Genomic DNA, 14,704 nt, shown 5'->3' on the forward strand with positions numbered 1-14,704 from the left:
ACAGTGTCTGTGCCCGCTGCGAAACGAAGTCAGCACACGACCCGCGGTACCGACGCGTCAGTGATCTACACGAGAGCCACCCCGCCCCCGTGACGCTACCGTCTCGTCTTCTTGACAAGCGGAGCCCTTATAGGTGTTAGGTTGTTAGGCTGTTCGCTGTTACGGGCAAGAGAAAGACGGGGGGCGGCTGCATCGTTGGCGTCGAGCTACTGAACGACGACTGAGTCACGCGATGCGCTCGCTCCCACCTGATCCGGCGGCGCTCGTCCGCGGCTCCTTCCTTGCGCACGAGAAGCTCTCCCCTGTATGACCGCCGCATGCGCCCGGCACCAACTGATCTCCTCTACGATCCCGAGGACGAGCAGACGCAACTCGATCCCTACCCGCTTTACCGGCGCTTGCGCGACGAGTGCCCGGTCTATCGGCAAGAACGACTGCGCTTCTGGGCGCTGAGCCGCTTCGCCGATGTCTACGCAGCGCTCGACGACCACGACGTGTTCTGTTCCCGGCAAGGCCTGACCTGGGATCCGGCCGCCGCCGAACAAGCCGGTGTGCTGCCAATGATGGTGACCACCGATCCGCCCGACCACACCAAGCTGCGCCGCTTGATCAATCGCGGCCTGACACCGAAGCGCGTGGCCGACCTCGAGCCGGAGGTGCGCGCGGGAATCGTCGAGAAGATCGACGCGGTGCGCGCCGCACGCGCCGGCGATCTGGTGACCAATGTGGCCGTACCGGTGCCGACGGCGATGGTGGGCCGCTTCCTCGGCGTACCGGAGACCGATCGCACGCGCTTCCATCACTGGGCTGGCGCGGTGGTTGCCGGCACCAGCGGCGCCGCCTTCCACCAGGAGCATCATCGCGCGGTGCGCGAGTTGTACGCCTACTTCCACGATCTCATCGAGTGCCGCCGCGGCGCGCCAACCGACGATCTGATCGGTACGCTGATCGCCTCCGAGATCGACGGCGTTCATCTGACGACGCAGGAGATCCTCGGCTTCTGCTTCAACATCGTGGTCGGCGGAATCGAGACAACGACAAATCTCATCGCTAACGGCATGGCTCTGCTAGCCGCGCACCCCGAGACCGCGCGTCGCCTCGTCGTCGAGCCGGGACTGATCCCATCAGCGATTGAAGAATTCTTGCGCCTGGAGACACCGGTAGCTGGGCTGTGTCGCACCACCACGCGCGCGGTCACTCTGCACGGAGTCACCATCCCAGCGGGCGAGAAGGTGCTGCTGATGTTTGGCGCCGCCAACCGCGACGAGCGCGAGTTTGCCGATCCCGACCGCCTCGATCTCGACCGCGGCCTCGAGCGCCACCTCGCCTTCGGCTACGGCGCGCACTACTGCATCGGCGCGGCGCTGGCACGTCTGATGGGCCGCGTTGCCTTCGAGGAACTCACCACCCGCCTCGGTGACTCGCGCGTCGACGTCGCGCGCGGCCGTCGCCTGCGCGCCGCAGTGAGCCGCGGCTGGGAGTCGCTGCCTGTCGCCGTGCGCGGCGCGGCTTGAGCGGAAGGCTCGACCGGTACATCGTTAGTAGGCAGTCGGCGGAGCGCAGTCGGTAGTGCCGCTGCCAACCTCACAACCAACGATTGAGGGCAGACCAACCTGACGCAGCACCGTGGCCTGGTCCCAGTAGATCCGCTCGCACGCCAGCTTGCCGTCGCGGAACTGGACGATCACCACGAAGTCGACCTCGACGACGCGATGCGTCGCCGGTACGCCGGGCAGGAACCAGTCCATCCGGTTCGTGTGCGTGAAGCGCGCATGGATTTCCTCGACCAGTTGGTCGCATCCGTAGACACGATTCGTCGTGGTCATCTGCAGGTCATCAGGCCAGGAGCCGATGAAGACGTCACGGTAGAAGGCTCGTACCTGCGCCTTGCCGGTGCCACCGGTGTTGACCGGCACGTTATGAACCGACGGATCCTCGACCATCGTCGCCATGGTGGCCTCCACATCCTTCGTCACGAACTCGTGGCGGATGTGCTCATCCCACAGATGCTCCATCTCGTGTTGCGTCATGAGTTCCTCCACTCCAATCACTCAGAGTTGGTGAAAACAAATCTCGCGCGACGGTTCCACGCGCGGTGGAAGGGCGGAGCACCGCTCTGCCCTCAAGAGGTTATAGGCGCCCTGGCGTAGTTTTGGCCGTGAGGCGTGAAGCAGTGTTCCATCTTGCAAACCTCTCCCCCTGACCCTCTCCGACACGGCGAGGGGAAGAGTCCTCACAGACTCTCACTTCTGCAAGAAGGGCAGCAGATCGGTGTGATGTCCGATCATCCGCCATTTCCCGCCTTCTTTGCGAAACAGGTTCGTCGCTCGAATCGAAACCTTCGCCGGTTGACCGTCGGCGTTGGTATTCTCTCCCTGTTCGTAGGTACTGACGATCGCGACATCGCGGCCAACCGTGGTCTGCATCCTTTCGGGCTTGATCGCACCGCCGAGTTTTCTGGCCGCCTGTTCCTCCCAGGTCGCCTGCACCTGGCTCCAGCCAACCTGGAACCCACCGCCGGGCCCCATGTACGTCACGTCGGCCGCATGCGACCAGACCTCCTTCATCGGACCCACGTCGCCCGTGAACATCGTGTTCAGGGCCGAGTAGAACCGCGCGGTCGCCTCGCCCACCGCCTTCTCGTCGGCGGCGGACGCATGCGTGGTGCGCGCCAGCGCCAACATCGCGACCGCCAATACGCCAATCGACCAACGTGCTGTCAGTGTCCTTCTCATATGCGTCTCCTTCTTCTCCTGTCCTTCAAGAGGCCTGGCAATCCAGTCCCAGGTGTTGCTCGATGATCGACTGATCGGCCGTGTCGGTCACGCCGTCGAGGTTCAGGTCGTAGACACTCGAAAGGCCGTTCGATTGGCTGTAGAAGCGCCAATCGTCGAGATCCTGCTGATTGACGACGAGGTCGATGTTGCCATCGCCGGGGCACTCGGGCGCGGAAGCGATGAGCGCGTTCAGTTGCGCCGAGAGTTCGTTGTAATTGCGCTGCTGCTCGGGGGTCAGTGAACCCAGGGAAAGCTCAGTGCCTTCGCGGTCGATTCTTGGCAGCGGACTGGCCTCGTTGATCTCGTAGAACTCGACGTCGGTAGTCTCCACGCACGGCGCCTCGGCCGATTCGTAGATCGGCGAGGTGTTCTCCACGATCTTGTAGCGATCGTTGCGAATGCCAACGGCCGACAAGGGCGTGATGTTGTACAACGACTCGTCCTGCGCGGCGCGGAACGCGTTCACCTGACAGCAGAACTGATAACCCGTGGACGGGATGCCGGCCGTCAGCGGATCGTCCGCGCCGGGGCCCCACCAGACGCCGTTGTTGTCCTCGCACACGCTCTTCGAGACCGGGATCTGCGTGCAGCCGCCGGAGATGACGCACGGACCGTTGATGGCACCGTTGGCCTGCAGGTTATTGCCGATCTGGGTGAAGTTCCAGTGACGGATGCTAGCTTGCTGTGGGTTCACCACGTAGGGCAGCATGGCGACGGCGTCAATCGGCCGCGGCACCGCCTGCTGGACGTTGTCGATCCCAGCGATCTCGCCGAACAGCGCATAGAGGTCCGCGACGTTCACCATGTGCGAGACGACGCGATCGGGCTGCTTCACCAACGGTCCGGCGACGATCAGCGGTACCCAGACGCCGGTCTGATACGCCGTGCCCTTGGCGCGCGAGACGTCAAACGGCGCTTTGACGACCGTCCCCAGGGTTCCGTTATCACCGACGAGGATGACCATCGTGTCGGTCTGTCCGGGTCGGTAGATCAACCGGCCATCTCGAGCGTGCCGCGCGAGTCCCGTCTCCACCAGCAGGCGGCCCACCTCGGCATCGAGCGACTCGATCATCAAGTTCGTCACCACTCGCTGGTCGGCAGCGTCGGCGCAATCCAGGCCACTGCTGTCCGCGTTACCCGACGGCAGCTCGCTGGGCGGTGGTTGCATGACCGGAGTATGTGCCGAGGCGAAGCTGACCGTCGCCATCCAGGGCCGACCGGCAGGGCGCGCTTTGATCCAGCCGACCGCGGCGTCGACATCGGCGGTGGCCCGAAAACGTCGCGCCCGCGGATCAGACGCGGGCACCTGTTCGACCGAGCCGTCCTCGAAATTGAGCACTAGCGGTGACACATAGTGACCACTCAATGTGGCGAAGTTGAGATAGTCCGGTCGCGGCACCGTACAGCTCGTACCCGGATCGAAGATTCCGCCACGGTCCCGGCAAGTGCGCCCCGGCGGGATCGGGCCACTACTTGCCAGCGAGCTGCAGGTGCCGTCGGCCATGTAGCAGGCGCCGAAATCCGCGCCGCCGGCGGCGCCGCCGCGCACGAAGCCGCACGACCAAGTCCCGGGCGGCGCCACGCCGCCGGCCGTGGTGTCGATCGACGATGGGTCGCCGGTCTCATCGAGCCAGCCAGCGAAATAGTTCCAGCCCAGGTCATGCGGCATCCCGTAACCGGCCGGGTTGTGCCCCTGAAGGCCGAGATGAAATTTGCCGAACAGCGCGCTGTCGTATCCGCGTTGTGCCAGCAGTTTCGGCGTCGTCATCTCGTACGGCGAGACCATCGAGTTCGCCAGATCGTTGGGGCCCAATGCGCCCAGGACGTTGGTGCGCAGTGGAAAGCGGCCCTCGAAGATCACCGCGCGGCTGGTTGTACACGCTGGCATCGCCCACGCGTTGTGAAAGCGAATGCCGGCGCCGGCGAGTTGATCGATGTTCGGCGTGCGCGGCGGCGTCTCTCCGCCGTACCCGAAGAGCCGCATCTGGTCGATGCCGACGTCGTCCATGATGACGAACAGGATATTCGGTGCGGCGACGGTCGTTTGTTGCGGCACGACGCTGCCGCCGCAACCCGGCAGCGCGCAGGCCAGCAGGGCGACCAGTGCTACGGCGATGGCCTGGCGCGCCATCGATACGGTCCTCACTATAGATCGAATGGTGCCGCTAGTTTGCATGACCGCCGGCTTGTGCACATGCCTTGCCGTCCGATCGACGACCGTTCCACTTCGCCAGAGCTGTACCCCCCGACAGCAGAATCTTGACGAATCTGGAGAGAACGCCAACTCCCTGCCCAGACGGGCGGGCGGCCCGGCCGAAGTGGGGCGCCTCTTAGCACGGGTGGACGTGACCCCATGGGGGCGAGTATGCGATCTCGATTGCCGTACGAGCCGTAACACGGACCTACGCGGATAGTGGCTTGCCCGGTTAGCTCTTATCGAGGGTCACGGGAGGGACGCGTGCATTTCGCCGGATGCGGACGAGAGAATCGTCGCTCGCACCGCGTTGGCAGAGGCCCTCGTCCGTGCCGGCGCGCCGGAGCACGAGATCACGGCCGTCATCGCGGAAGCGCGCGAGCTAGTGCGCCAGAACGACGGCAACTCGCTGCTGCCGCGATCGCGCGAAGCGGAAGCGCGCGTGTCTGGCTGTAACGATCGGACGATCTTGGAAGCGGGTCTGCGCGATGCCGAGGTCATGTATCGAGCCATGGGCGCCCCCGATCCGGCCGACAGGCGGATGAGGAGATCACTCGTTAGACCTCTTCCGCGCTGAATCTGTGCGAGACGACTCGAGCGATGGAGTGATGTCGACGCCTGCCGGACCTCAGGTCTGGTTCGGGAAGGCACGAAGCCATGCGCCGCTTTGGTGCCGAGCGGATGTGTAGTAGGAGCTGCCGCGTGAAAGTCGGCGTCTTGCAATTTTTCTCCTGGCCGGATCGCCGGGTACCGATTCGCAGCGTCTACGAGCGCGTCCTCGATCGCATCGAGATCATGGACCGCTCGGCCTACGAGGCGGTGTGGTTCGCTGAGCATCATTTCCAATCGTTCAGCGTGTGCCCTTCGATCCACATGATGGCGACGTTGGCGGCGGCCCGCACGCGCCGCATCCGCATCGGCACGGCGGTGTCGCTGGCGGCGTTCTATCATCCGCTGCGACTCGCTGAAGAGGTGGCGCTGCTCGACGTGCTCTCGGGCGGGCGCGTGAACTGGGGCGCCGGGCGCGGCTTTCATCGCCAGGAATTCGAAGTGTTCGGCGTGCCGCCGCAGGAAAGCGCCGCGCGCTTTCGCGAGGCTGTCGACATCGTCCTCGCCGCGTGGCGCAACGAGCGGCTGACGTTCGCTGGACGTTTTCACGCTTTCGAGAACGTCGAAGTGTTGCCCAAGCCATTGCAGCAACCGCACCCGCCGGTGTGGCTCGCGGCCTCGTCGGACGATTCCATCACACATGCGGCGCGCGACGGCTTCGCCATCTTGATGGACCCGCACTCGACCCACACGGAGATCGGCCGGAAGCTCGCGCTCTATCATGCGGAGCTGCGCGCCGCGGGCCACGAGCCCTCCACGCGTGAAGTACCGATCGCTCGACTGGTGGCGATCGCCGATACCGCCGCCAAGGCGGAAGAAGTCGCGCGGCGCGGCGCCGGCTGGCTTACTGATTCCTACGCGAACGTCCAGGCAACCGCACCGGCCGGACCGGGAACCTTCATGCCGTTTGCCAGCAACGATCCGGTCGCGCGCTACCTGAACGGCGTGATCATCCACGGCACCGCCGACGCGGTGACCGCGGAGTTGCAGCGGCTTGAAGTGGAGCTGCCCCTGCATTCGCTGTTGCTCGCGCCGCTGAGTGAGGAGACCTTTCGCCGCTTCACCGACGACGTGCTGCCCAAGCTCTGACGAGGAGTCTGACCGGCACAAGATAAGACGCGACCTCCCCGCTCGTCATTCCGGCGAAAGCCGGAATCCGGGATCGCACGCCCCCCCCCGCCTGGATGCCGGCTTTCGCCGGCATGACGAACCCGCGGGGATCGATTCGAAAAAAATTCCCACCGCCACCCTCTACCCTTTTGGTGCGCAGATAGGCTAAATGATGCCGACCACCATTTCCCTACTATCGGAGGATGCCAATGAGAGCTGCAGTGTACGTCGGAGATCCCAAAAGCCTCGCCCTCGAGGAATTGAAGCCCAACCCGCCCGGGCCGCGCGATGTCGTCGTCGAGATCGGGGCGAGCGGTGTCTGCCACTCTGATCTGTCGATCATGCGCGGATACGTGCCGGTGCCTCCCGGCATGGTGCTCGGCCACGAAGGCGCCGGGAAGGTCGTCGAAGTTGGCGCCGAGGTCACGCGCGTACACAAGGGTGACCGCGTCGTCGCCTCGTTCGTGCCCGCCTGCGGCGCGTGCTGGCATTGCCTGCGCGATCAATCCGAACTGTGCGAGAGCGAGAACGAAGTGTCGATGGCGATGCGCGGCACTCGGCCCGACGGCAACATGTACTTCTGCATGACCGGCCTGGGGACGTTCTCCAACGTCATGACGGTCAACGAGTCGTCAGTCGTCAAGGTCGAGACCGATTTGCCCGACGCGCAACTCGCGCTGATCGGTTGCGGGGTCACCACCGGCGTCGGCGCGGCCCTCAACACGGCGAAGGTGAAGCCGGGATCGAGCGTCGCGGTGCTCGGCTGCGGCGGCGTTGGCCAGTCGGTGATCCAAGGAGCGCGCATCGCCGGTGCCGGTCGCATCATCGCCATCGATCCGCAAGAACTGAAGCGCAAGACCGCGCTCAAGCTCGGCGCGACCGATGTTGTTGATCCGTCGAAGGGCGACGCGGTCGAGCAAGTGAAGGCGCTCACCGGCGGCCGCGGCGCCGACTATGCGTTCGAAGTGATCGGTCTGCCGGAGACCATCCTGACGACCTACCAACTCGCGCGCCGCGGCGGTGAGGTCATCATCGTCGGTATGGCGCGCTACGATGCACAGTTCACGCTGCCGGCGTTCGGCATCTTCTACGAGCAGAAAACCGTGAAGGGCTGCAAATACGGCTCGGCACAAGTGCGGCGCGACTTCCCGCGTTTCATCGACCTGATCGAAACCAAGCGCCTCGACATCGGCTCGATGGTGTCGAAGACCATCAAGCTCGACGGCGTCAACGACGCCTTCCGGGCGATGGAGGCGGGTGAAGTGATTCGTAGCGTCATCGCCTGACGCCGCGTGAGTTAACCGGGGATCCGCTCCGCGCGGGTCCCCGGTATTTCTTACAGCATCCGCCTGCCCTACTGCTCTAGCTGGGAGGACCGCACTATGAGACTGCATGTCTTTCCTCCATCGCCCAGAGCGATGAAGGTGATCGCCCTGGCGAACCATCTCGGCTTGGATTGCGAGCTACGCGTCGTGCATCTCTTCAACGGCGATCAGCTAAAGCCGGAGTTTATAGCGCTCAATCCCAACAAACGGATGCCGGTGCTGGAGGACGACGGATTCGTCCTCTGGGAGTCGAACGCGATCTTGCACTACCTCGCCACCAAGAAACCTGAGAGCCGACTCTGGCCTTCCGACGCGAAAGGTCAAGCCGACGTTCTGCGCTGGTTGTCGTGGGAGGCCGCGCACTGGACCCCCGCATGCACACCGATGGCGTTCGAGCGCGTGGTCAAGAAGCTCGGCGGTTTAGGCGAGCCGGATCTGGCGGAGGTGGCCAAGGGTGAGGCCGGCTTCCACCAATTTGCGGCTGTGCTGAACGCGCACTTGAAAGGCCGGAAGTGGCTGCTCGGCAACGACCTAACCATCGCCGATTTCGCGGTCGGCGCCCCAATGGCGATGGCGGAGCCAGCCCAGTATCCGCTCGCGACGTATGCCGAGATCACGCGCTGGTACAGCGGACTCGCGGCACTGCCTGCGTGGAAGCGCGCGACCGTCGCGCCGCCGACGTGACATCCGGCCGCGCGAGAACCGCGTGGCCGTCGTTGAAACTCCGCGCCTCAGAAGGCGATCGAGGGTAGAAACGCTCCTTGCGGTTCGTTGTACAGTCCGACGCTCATCAATGTCATCGGCTGCACGATGCGCAGGCCGTGGTTGAGGCACCAACGGAGCAACTCGGCATTGCGCGTCGGCACTAGGACGCCAGGGCCGAAGAACGTCGGCGCCGCTGCGATTAGCGCCTTGATGTCGTCGGTGCTCTCGCCGACTGCGTGCGAGATGAAGCCGATGCCGGTGCTGTAGCCGCTGATGCGGCCATCATGTTCGACGACATTCGCGTGGCCCTGCTGAATCGCATCGCGCACTTCGCCTTCGCGCGTGTGCCCATGTACGCGCACGCAGACGCGCGTACACGCGGCGAGATCCGCCGCCGTCGCCAACCGCACGGCGTAGCCGGGAATCGTCGCCGCAATCGGCGGGCCTTGCATGCACGACAGCGGTTCGCGCGGATCGAAGCCGAGCTTGGTGTAGAGCGACAACGAGCGGTTGTGAAACGCGGCCTGCACCAAGCGCACGCCAGGAAACTTCCGCCGAGCGGCGCGATCGAGCATGTGCCGCATGAGCTGGCCACCGACGCCGCTGTTCTGCGTCGCCGGGTCGACGGAGATCGGACCGATGCCGCCGATCGGCGTGCGCTCGTCCATCGCGTTGCTGCCGATGATCCGCCCGTCGCGCTCCGCCGTCACGACGTAGATCTCCGGGTGCGCAATCATCATCGCCAGCATGCCGCTGGCGATCTCGGGCGTGGGAAAGTCGGGCGGGAAGTTGTGCTCGGCGTTGATCTTACCAAACGCCTCGTAGCAGATGCGGCCGCAGACCTCGACGTCCTCCGGCCGGGCTTCGCGCAGTGTGATATTCACGACTCACCTCTCACGGTGCGAACAAGCTGTGGTTACGACGTCGGCGCCCCCTCTTTCTCATCAAATGTCGTCACCAGCCAGTGTCCGCCGTCGTTGGCGAGCGTGAGTGAGGCGACAATCTTGCCGACGTCCGACGTACGCGCGTTCACGTTGTACGCGTACGTCGCTTGGGTCGGGCTCGTCTGCGCTTCGGAGGCGAGGCTGAAGCCGACGCTGGGCTTGCCCGATGCTGCGTCGGGCGCCACCCCTTGAAGCGCTTGCAGCTCGCCTTCAAGCTTCGTCTTCGCAGCGCCGCCGCACAGCTTGACGGCATCCGCCACGTTCATCTGCACGTAGTAGATCGTCATGAAGCGGTCGGCGACTTGTCGTGATTCGTCGGGTTTCGAGCAGCCCGGCACCATCAACGCAAGGGCGAACGAGAAAGTGAGGACACCGCTCCACAGGGTTCGGGTTTCGCTGCGCAGCGCGCGATTGGCCAACATGGCTCGTCCCTAAAGCACGAGGCGTGAGAAAAAAAAAGGCCAGGCGGGCTTCGCGCAATGGTCTGGGGCAGTGGGTCCGTCATACCGGCGAAAGCCGGTATCCAGGCGGGGTGTGGGGCGCGATCCTGGATTCCGGCTTTCGCCGGAATCACGAATGGGAGGGGGTCGCACCATTCTTCGCCGGAGGAAAAACAGGCGGCTTGCAACCACGACCAACACGCGGCACGGTGCGGAGCGTGATCACAGTTCCACGCGAGTTGCTGGGGCGCGATGTCGACCTGGGTGAAGTCACGGTGACGGCCGAAATGATCGCCACCTACGCGCGCGCGGTCGGTGACGACGAGACCCTCGCCGGGTCGCTGCACGAAGCGCCGCCAACCTTCTGCCTGGTGTTGCGGCGTGGGATGACGCCGGAGATCGAGTTGCCGCCCGGCATGTTCGGTGTGTACGGCGGTCACGACATGGAATTTCATCAGGCCATTCGAACGGGCGAAACCTATCGCATCAGCGCCCGCATTACCGACGTGTTCGAGAAGAGCGGCCGCACCGGCGCGTTGACGGTGGTGGTGCGCGAGGCCGACATTCGCGACCAGCGAGGCGAACTGGTGACCCGCGTGATCGAGCACCAGATCGTGCGGCAACGGGGAAGTCAGGATCGATGATCGGCCTCGGGGACGAACTGGGTCCGCGGCCACGTGCCGCTGTTTCCGCGGCGGAGGTCGCCGCCTATGTGGGCGCCGGTCAGATGCGCGAGCAGCTCTTCACCGACGCCGCGTACGCGCAGCGACTCGGTTTTGCCGATATCATCGTCCCAGGGCCGATGCTGACGGCATTCATCGAGCGCTTTCTGCGCGTCGAGTTGCCCGGCTGGCGTCTCGAACGCCTAAGCACCACTTTCCGCGTGCCGACGCCGATTGACCGGTCGCTGGTCTTCCGCGGCGCCATCACCGAACATCACGAAATGCCCGACGGCGAGCGCCTGGTGTGCGACGTCCTTATCGAGCATCAGGACTCGCAACCCGATCGGACACACGGCGAGCGCGCGGTTACGGGAACGGCTACGCTCTACCGAGCGAGATGAAGCGACGCCCCAGATGAGGCAGCGGCCACTGACAGGCTTTGCAAGACCACCGGCCCCTCGATACGCCGCCCTTCGATACGAAGCCTGCGGCTTCTACTCAGTGCGGCTACTCGGGGAAGCGGCCTTTTTCCCGGGAGAGTCCAATATCCCTTTGCCCGAGTACATCGCGACGCGATCGTATCGAGGGCCGTCTTGCCCACTGGCAAGCGACTCGGCGAGTTGCTAGGCTCCGGCGCACTTCGGCGCCACCCACACTCACTTCAATCCATTCGATCGAGCGCAGGACGCTATCCCGGACATCATGACTTCGCTGGTTCTGTTCATCATCAACGTTGGCCTGGCGATCGCCTGCGCCTTCGTGCTGCGCCAAAAGGGATTGTTGGGATTCGCCAAGGGCGGCAAGTGGTACGTCACCTGGCTCGCCACCGGCGTGATCACGCTGATGGACGAGCTGACCTCGGTCTTTTACGCGCCCGCCGAGGCCCACCGCTTCATCGGTGCGCAAGCGATCTTCTTCATCGCGTTCACCTCGTTGCTGATGCGGTTCCTCTCCAGCCGCATGGTCGAGATCGGGCAGATCCTCGAACGCAACAACGTGCGCGGCGGCGGCGTCTACTCGTTCTCGTACTTCGTCCTCGGCCCGATCGCATCATTCGTTGCGGTCGCGTCGATCATGGTCGACTACATTCTCACCGCCTGCATCTCGACGGTGAGTGCCGTCACCAACGGCACGACGTTCGTAATGCTCGGACCGATGACCGCGCACGCCATGGTGCTGGGGATCATTTGGGGTGTTGCCGGCCTCAACATCATGGGCATCCGCGAGAACGCGCGCGTGACCTTCGGCATCTTCCTTGGCGCCGCGGTGGTGTTCGTCAACCTCATCGCCCTCGGCCTGCTGAACATCACGCCGCCGAGCCCGGGCATCATGTTGGGAAGCGCCACCGGCGTGATCAGCGACATCGGCAGCAACGGTCTTGCGCACGCCATTCAAGTGGTCACCATCGGCGTCGCCAGTTGCGTACTGGCCTACTCCGGCATCGAGTCGGTGCTGCAGACCGCAGGGTTGGTCGAGAGTTGGCGCGACATCGCGCGCGCCTATTGGTTCCTTGCCCTCACGGTCGGGATCGTCACGCCGGTGGTGACCGCGTTGGCATTGTCCGCCCCGATTGATTTCGCCGCCCACGAAGGCGATCTGATTCCGCACTGGGCCAGCGTGGTCGGCAACGCGCCGTTCGGCGTCGTCGTCGGCGTGTTCGGCAGTATCATCCTGATCATGGCGGTGAACACCGCCTACGTCGCCTCGAGCGAATTGTTGGAACGAGTCGGCCATCGCTACCACTTCGGCTGGCTGATCGAGACGAATCGGCGCGCTTCGCTCTACCGCATCCACATTATCAACGGCGCGCTGTACTCCGCCGTCATCGTTATCACCAGCGGCTCGCAGGAATTACTGGCCGACATGTACGCGATCGGGCTACTGGCGAGCTTTTGCATCAACATTGGCTGCCTGCTGATCTATCGCTACTTCCGCGGCACTGCCGACATCCGCGAGTACTACACTTCCCGCGTCGGCACGTTCGTCCTCGAATTGATCCTGGTAGCCTGCTTCATCTATCTTGCGTTCCACAAACCGTACGGCACCGCCATGTGGGCAGCGGTGGTGACAGTACTCCTGGCAGCGGGGATTCCCTTCTCGCGCCGCTACGGTCCCGAGAGGCAGGAGGTCCGGCGCAGCGACTATCCGATGGAGATGATCCTCGAACTTGCCGAGACCGAGGGGCCGCTGCACCTCTTCTTTCGGCGCCCGGGTGAGCGCGATGTGACGGCCGACGGCGGCGGCGCGGCCTTCATCACGTTCTTCTCGCCGCGCCAAGGTATGCCAGAGAAACTGGCGCGCAATCACTATCGCTTTCCCAACCAGGGCGGGGTCTATCGCAGTATCGCAGCGATGCTGGCTCTGCTGCAGGAGGAATTCAACGGCCAGGACGTCCACATTCATTTGGGCTGGCCGATGTCGTCATGGCTCGACCGCATGGCGACCGGCGTGTTCGTGGCCAACATGACGCGGCTTCCCAAGTTGTTCCCCAAGCTGCAATTCGCCATCGAGTATCAGCCGCCGCCGGCCAGCGCGCGCACTACCGGCTGAGTCGCGCACGGAGCATCGCGTGCCTAACGATCGCATCGCCGCATCGGTCCCGAAACCGGCGGACGCGATCGCCGAGGTGCAACACATCTCCAAGTCCTTCACCACCGACGGTCGCGAACGACTGGTGCTGCAGGACATCTCGCTTGCCATCCATGCGGGTGAAGTGGTGGCCGTGCTCGGCCCGTCGGGCTGCGGCAAGTCGACGCTGTTGCGCATCCTCACCGGGCTGGTGCCCGCCACCAGCGGCGCGGTGCTGTGCCACGGACAGCCGTTGCACGGGCTGCATCCCGGCGCGGCGATCGTGTTTCAGAACTTCGCCCTCTACCCCTGGCTCACGGTTCACGACAACGTGCGCGTCGGCCTGCACCGCAAAGGGCTCACGCCAACCGACGAAGCCGAGCGCATCCGTCACGCCATCGACCTCGTTGGCCTCGAAGGCTTCGAAGAGGCGTATCCGAAGGAACTCTCCGGCGGCATGAAGCAACGCGTCGGCATCGCCCGCGCGTTCGTCGGCGGGCCGGAGATCCTGTGCATGGACGAACCGTTCTCGGCGCTCGATGTCCTCACCGCCGAATCGCTGCGCTCTGAAGTGTACGGACTCTGGTCGCGCGGCGATCTCGGCCTCAAGAGCATGCTGCTGATCACGCATCTCATAGATGAAGCGGTGTTCCTCGCCGATCGCATCGTGATTCTCGGCGCCAACCCGGGCTGCATCCGCGAAGTGGTGATGAACCCCCTGCCCCACCCGCGCGAGTATCGCGATCCCGCGTTCGTCGCCCTGGTCGACGAGATTCACGAACTGGTCACGCAGATTCACCTGCCGGAACGCCCGATCGCGCCACCAACGGCGGCACCGGTGCCGGAACCGGTGCCGTTCGTTCAGATTGGGGAGATCATCGGCTTGCTCGAAGTCGTCCACGATCATGGCGACCACATCAACATCTTCGAACTGGCGACCCGCCTGCGACTCGAACTGGGGCATGTGCTGTTGGCGATCAACGCGGCCGAATTGCTGGACCTCGTCGATACGCCGAAGCAAGACGTGCTGCTCACGGCCCTCGGCCGCGAGTTCCTTGCCGCCGCCGATGCCAACACGCGCAAGCGCATCTTTCACCGACAGCTGCGCAAAGTACCGACGTTCGCGTTCTTGGTCGAGCGCCTGCGCACGGCCCCCAAGCTGCACCTGCCTGCCGAGATCGTGCAAGAAGAACTGGCGATGCATCTGCCCAACGAACCGCCGCAGCCGCTGTTCGACACCATTGTCACGTGGGGTCGCTACGCCGAGCTGCTCGGCTACGATTCGGCAACGCAAGCCGTCTACCTCGACGTGGAGAGTACGGCCGGACCGATGGATGGGTTGCGCGCGTGACTCCGCTGGCGGCCGCCAT

13 protein-coding genes are annotated in these 14,704 nt (G+C 64.4%); 8 read left to right on the top strand and 5 right to left on the bottom strand.

The window, feature by feature from the left end:
* Positions 1-317: 317 nt before the first annotated feature.
* A complete protein-coding gene (locus HYR72_00780) occupies positions 318-1,514 on the top strand; it encodes a cytochrome P450 (protein MBI1813489.1) in 1,197 nt (398 codons plus the stop codon).
* Positions 1,515-1,538: 24 nt separating this feature from the next.
* On the opposite strand, the gene HYR72_00785 is transcribed toward HYR72_00780, so the two are convergent.
* From HYR72_00785 to HYR72_00795, 3 genes are all read right to left on the bottom strand, one after another.
* Positions 1,539-2,030, bottom strand: a complete 492-nt coding sequence (locus HYR72_00785; GenBank protein ID MBI1813490.1) for an ester cyclase — start codon at positions 2,028-2,030, stop codon at positions 1,539-1,541.
* 213 nt (positions 2,031-2,243) lie between these two features.
* Positions 2,244-2,684, bottom strand: coding sequence for a nuclear transport factor 2 family protein (locus tag HYR72_00790; GenBank protein ID MBI1813491.1), 441 nt, complete (start codon positions 2,682-2,684; stop codon positions 2,244-2,246).
* 76 nt (positions 2,685-2,760) lie between these two features.
* Positions 2,761-4,908, bottom strand: a complete 2,148-nt coding sequence (locus tag HYR72_00795) for a sulfatase-like hydrolase/transferase (protein MBI1813492.1) — start codon at positions 4,906-4,908, stop codon at positions 2,761-2,763.
* A 765-nt stretch (positions 4,909-5,673) separates the two neighbouring features.
* Between HYR72_00795 and HYR72_00800 the strand changes: the two genes are divergently transcribed.
* The 3 genes from HYR72_00800 to HYR72_00810 all read left to right on the top strand — a co-directional run bounded on the left by HYR72_00800 (position 5,674) and on the right by HYR72_00810 (position 8,699).
* Positions 5,674-6,669 (top strand): LLM class flavin-dependent oxidoreductase, encoded by a 996-nt coding sequence (locus HYR72_00800; protein ID MBI1813493.1) that lies wholly within the window; start codon positions 5,674-5,676, stop codon positions 6,667-6,669.
* Between the two features lie 230 nt (positions 6,670-6,899).
* Positions 6,900-7,976: a Zn-dependent alcohol dehydrogenase gene (locus tag HYR72_00805; protein ID MBI1813494.1), complete on the top strand. Its 1,077-nt coding sequence runs from the start codon at positions 6,900-6,902 to the stop codon at positions 7,974-7,976.
* A gap of 96 nt (positions 7,977-8,072) precedes the next feature.
* Positions 8,073-8,699, top strand: coding sequence for a glutathione S-transferase family protein (locus HYR72_00810; GenBank protein ID MBI1813495.1), 627 nt, complete (start codon positions 8,073-8,075; stop codon positions 8,697-8,699).
* 47 nt (positions 8,700-8,746) lie between these two features.
* Here the strand turns inward: HYR72_00810 and HYR72_00815 are convergent, their stop codons facing one another.
* The gene (locus tag HYR72_00815; GenBank protein MBI1813496.1) at positions 8,747-9,604 is read right to left on the bottom strand and encodes a GNAT family N-acetyltransferase; all 858 of its coding nucleotides are present in this window, start codon (positions 9,602-9,604) and stop codon (positions 8,747-8,749) included.
* A 32-nt stretch (positions 9,605-9,636) separates the two neighbouring features.
* Positions 9,637-10,086, bottom strand: coding sequence for a hypothetical protein (locus HYR72_00820; GenBank protein MBI1813497.1), 450 nt, complete (start codon positions 10,084-10,086; stop codon positions 9,637-9,639).
* A gap of 236 nt (positions 10,087-10,322) precedes the next feature.
* Between HYR72_00820 and HYR72_00825 the strand changes: the two genes are divergently transcribed.
* The 4 genes from HYR72_00825 to HYR72_00840 all read left to right on the top strand — a co-directional run bounded on the left by HYR72_00825 (position 10,323) and on the right by HYR72_00840 (position 14,685).
* Positions 10,323-10,748: a MaoC family dehydratase N-terminal domain-containing protein gene (locus HYR72_00825; GenBank protein MBI1813498.1), complete on the top strand. Its 426-nt coding sequence runs from the start codon at positions 10,323-10,325 to the stop codon at positions 10,746-10,748.
* A complete protein-coding gene (locus tag HYR72_00830; GenBank protein ID MBI1813499.1) occupies positions 10,745-11,167 on the top strand; it encodes a hypothetical protein in 423 nt (140 codons plus the stop codon). The genes HYR72_00825 and HYR72_00830 overlap by 4 nt, the downstream gene beginning before the upstream one ends.
* Positions 11,168-11,468: 301 nt before the next feature.
* Entirely contained in the window at positions 11,469-13,316 is a 1,848-nt protein-coding gene (locus HYR72_00835; GenBank protein ID MBI1813500.1) for an APC family permease, read from the top strand.
* A 19-nt stretch (positions 13,317-13,335) separates the two neighbouring features.
* Entirely contained in the window at positions 13,336-14,685 is a 1,350-nt protein-coding gene (locus HYR72_00840) for a nitrate/sulfonate/bicarbonate ABC transporter ATP-binding protein (GenBank protein MBI1813501.1), read from the top strand.
* The last annotated feature ends 19 nt before the right edge of the window (positions 14,686-14,704 follow it).

Source organism: Deltaproteobacteria bacterium, from assembly GCA_016178705.1.
Classification (GTDB): Bacteria; Desulfobacterota; Binatia; order HRBIN30; family JACQVA1; genus JACOST01.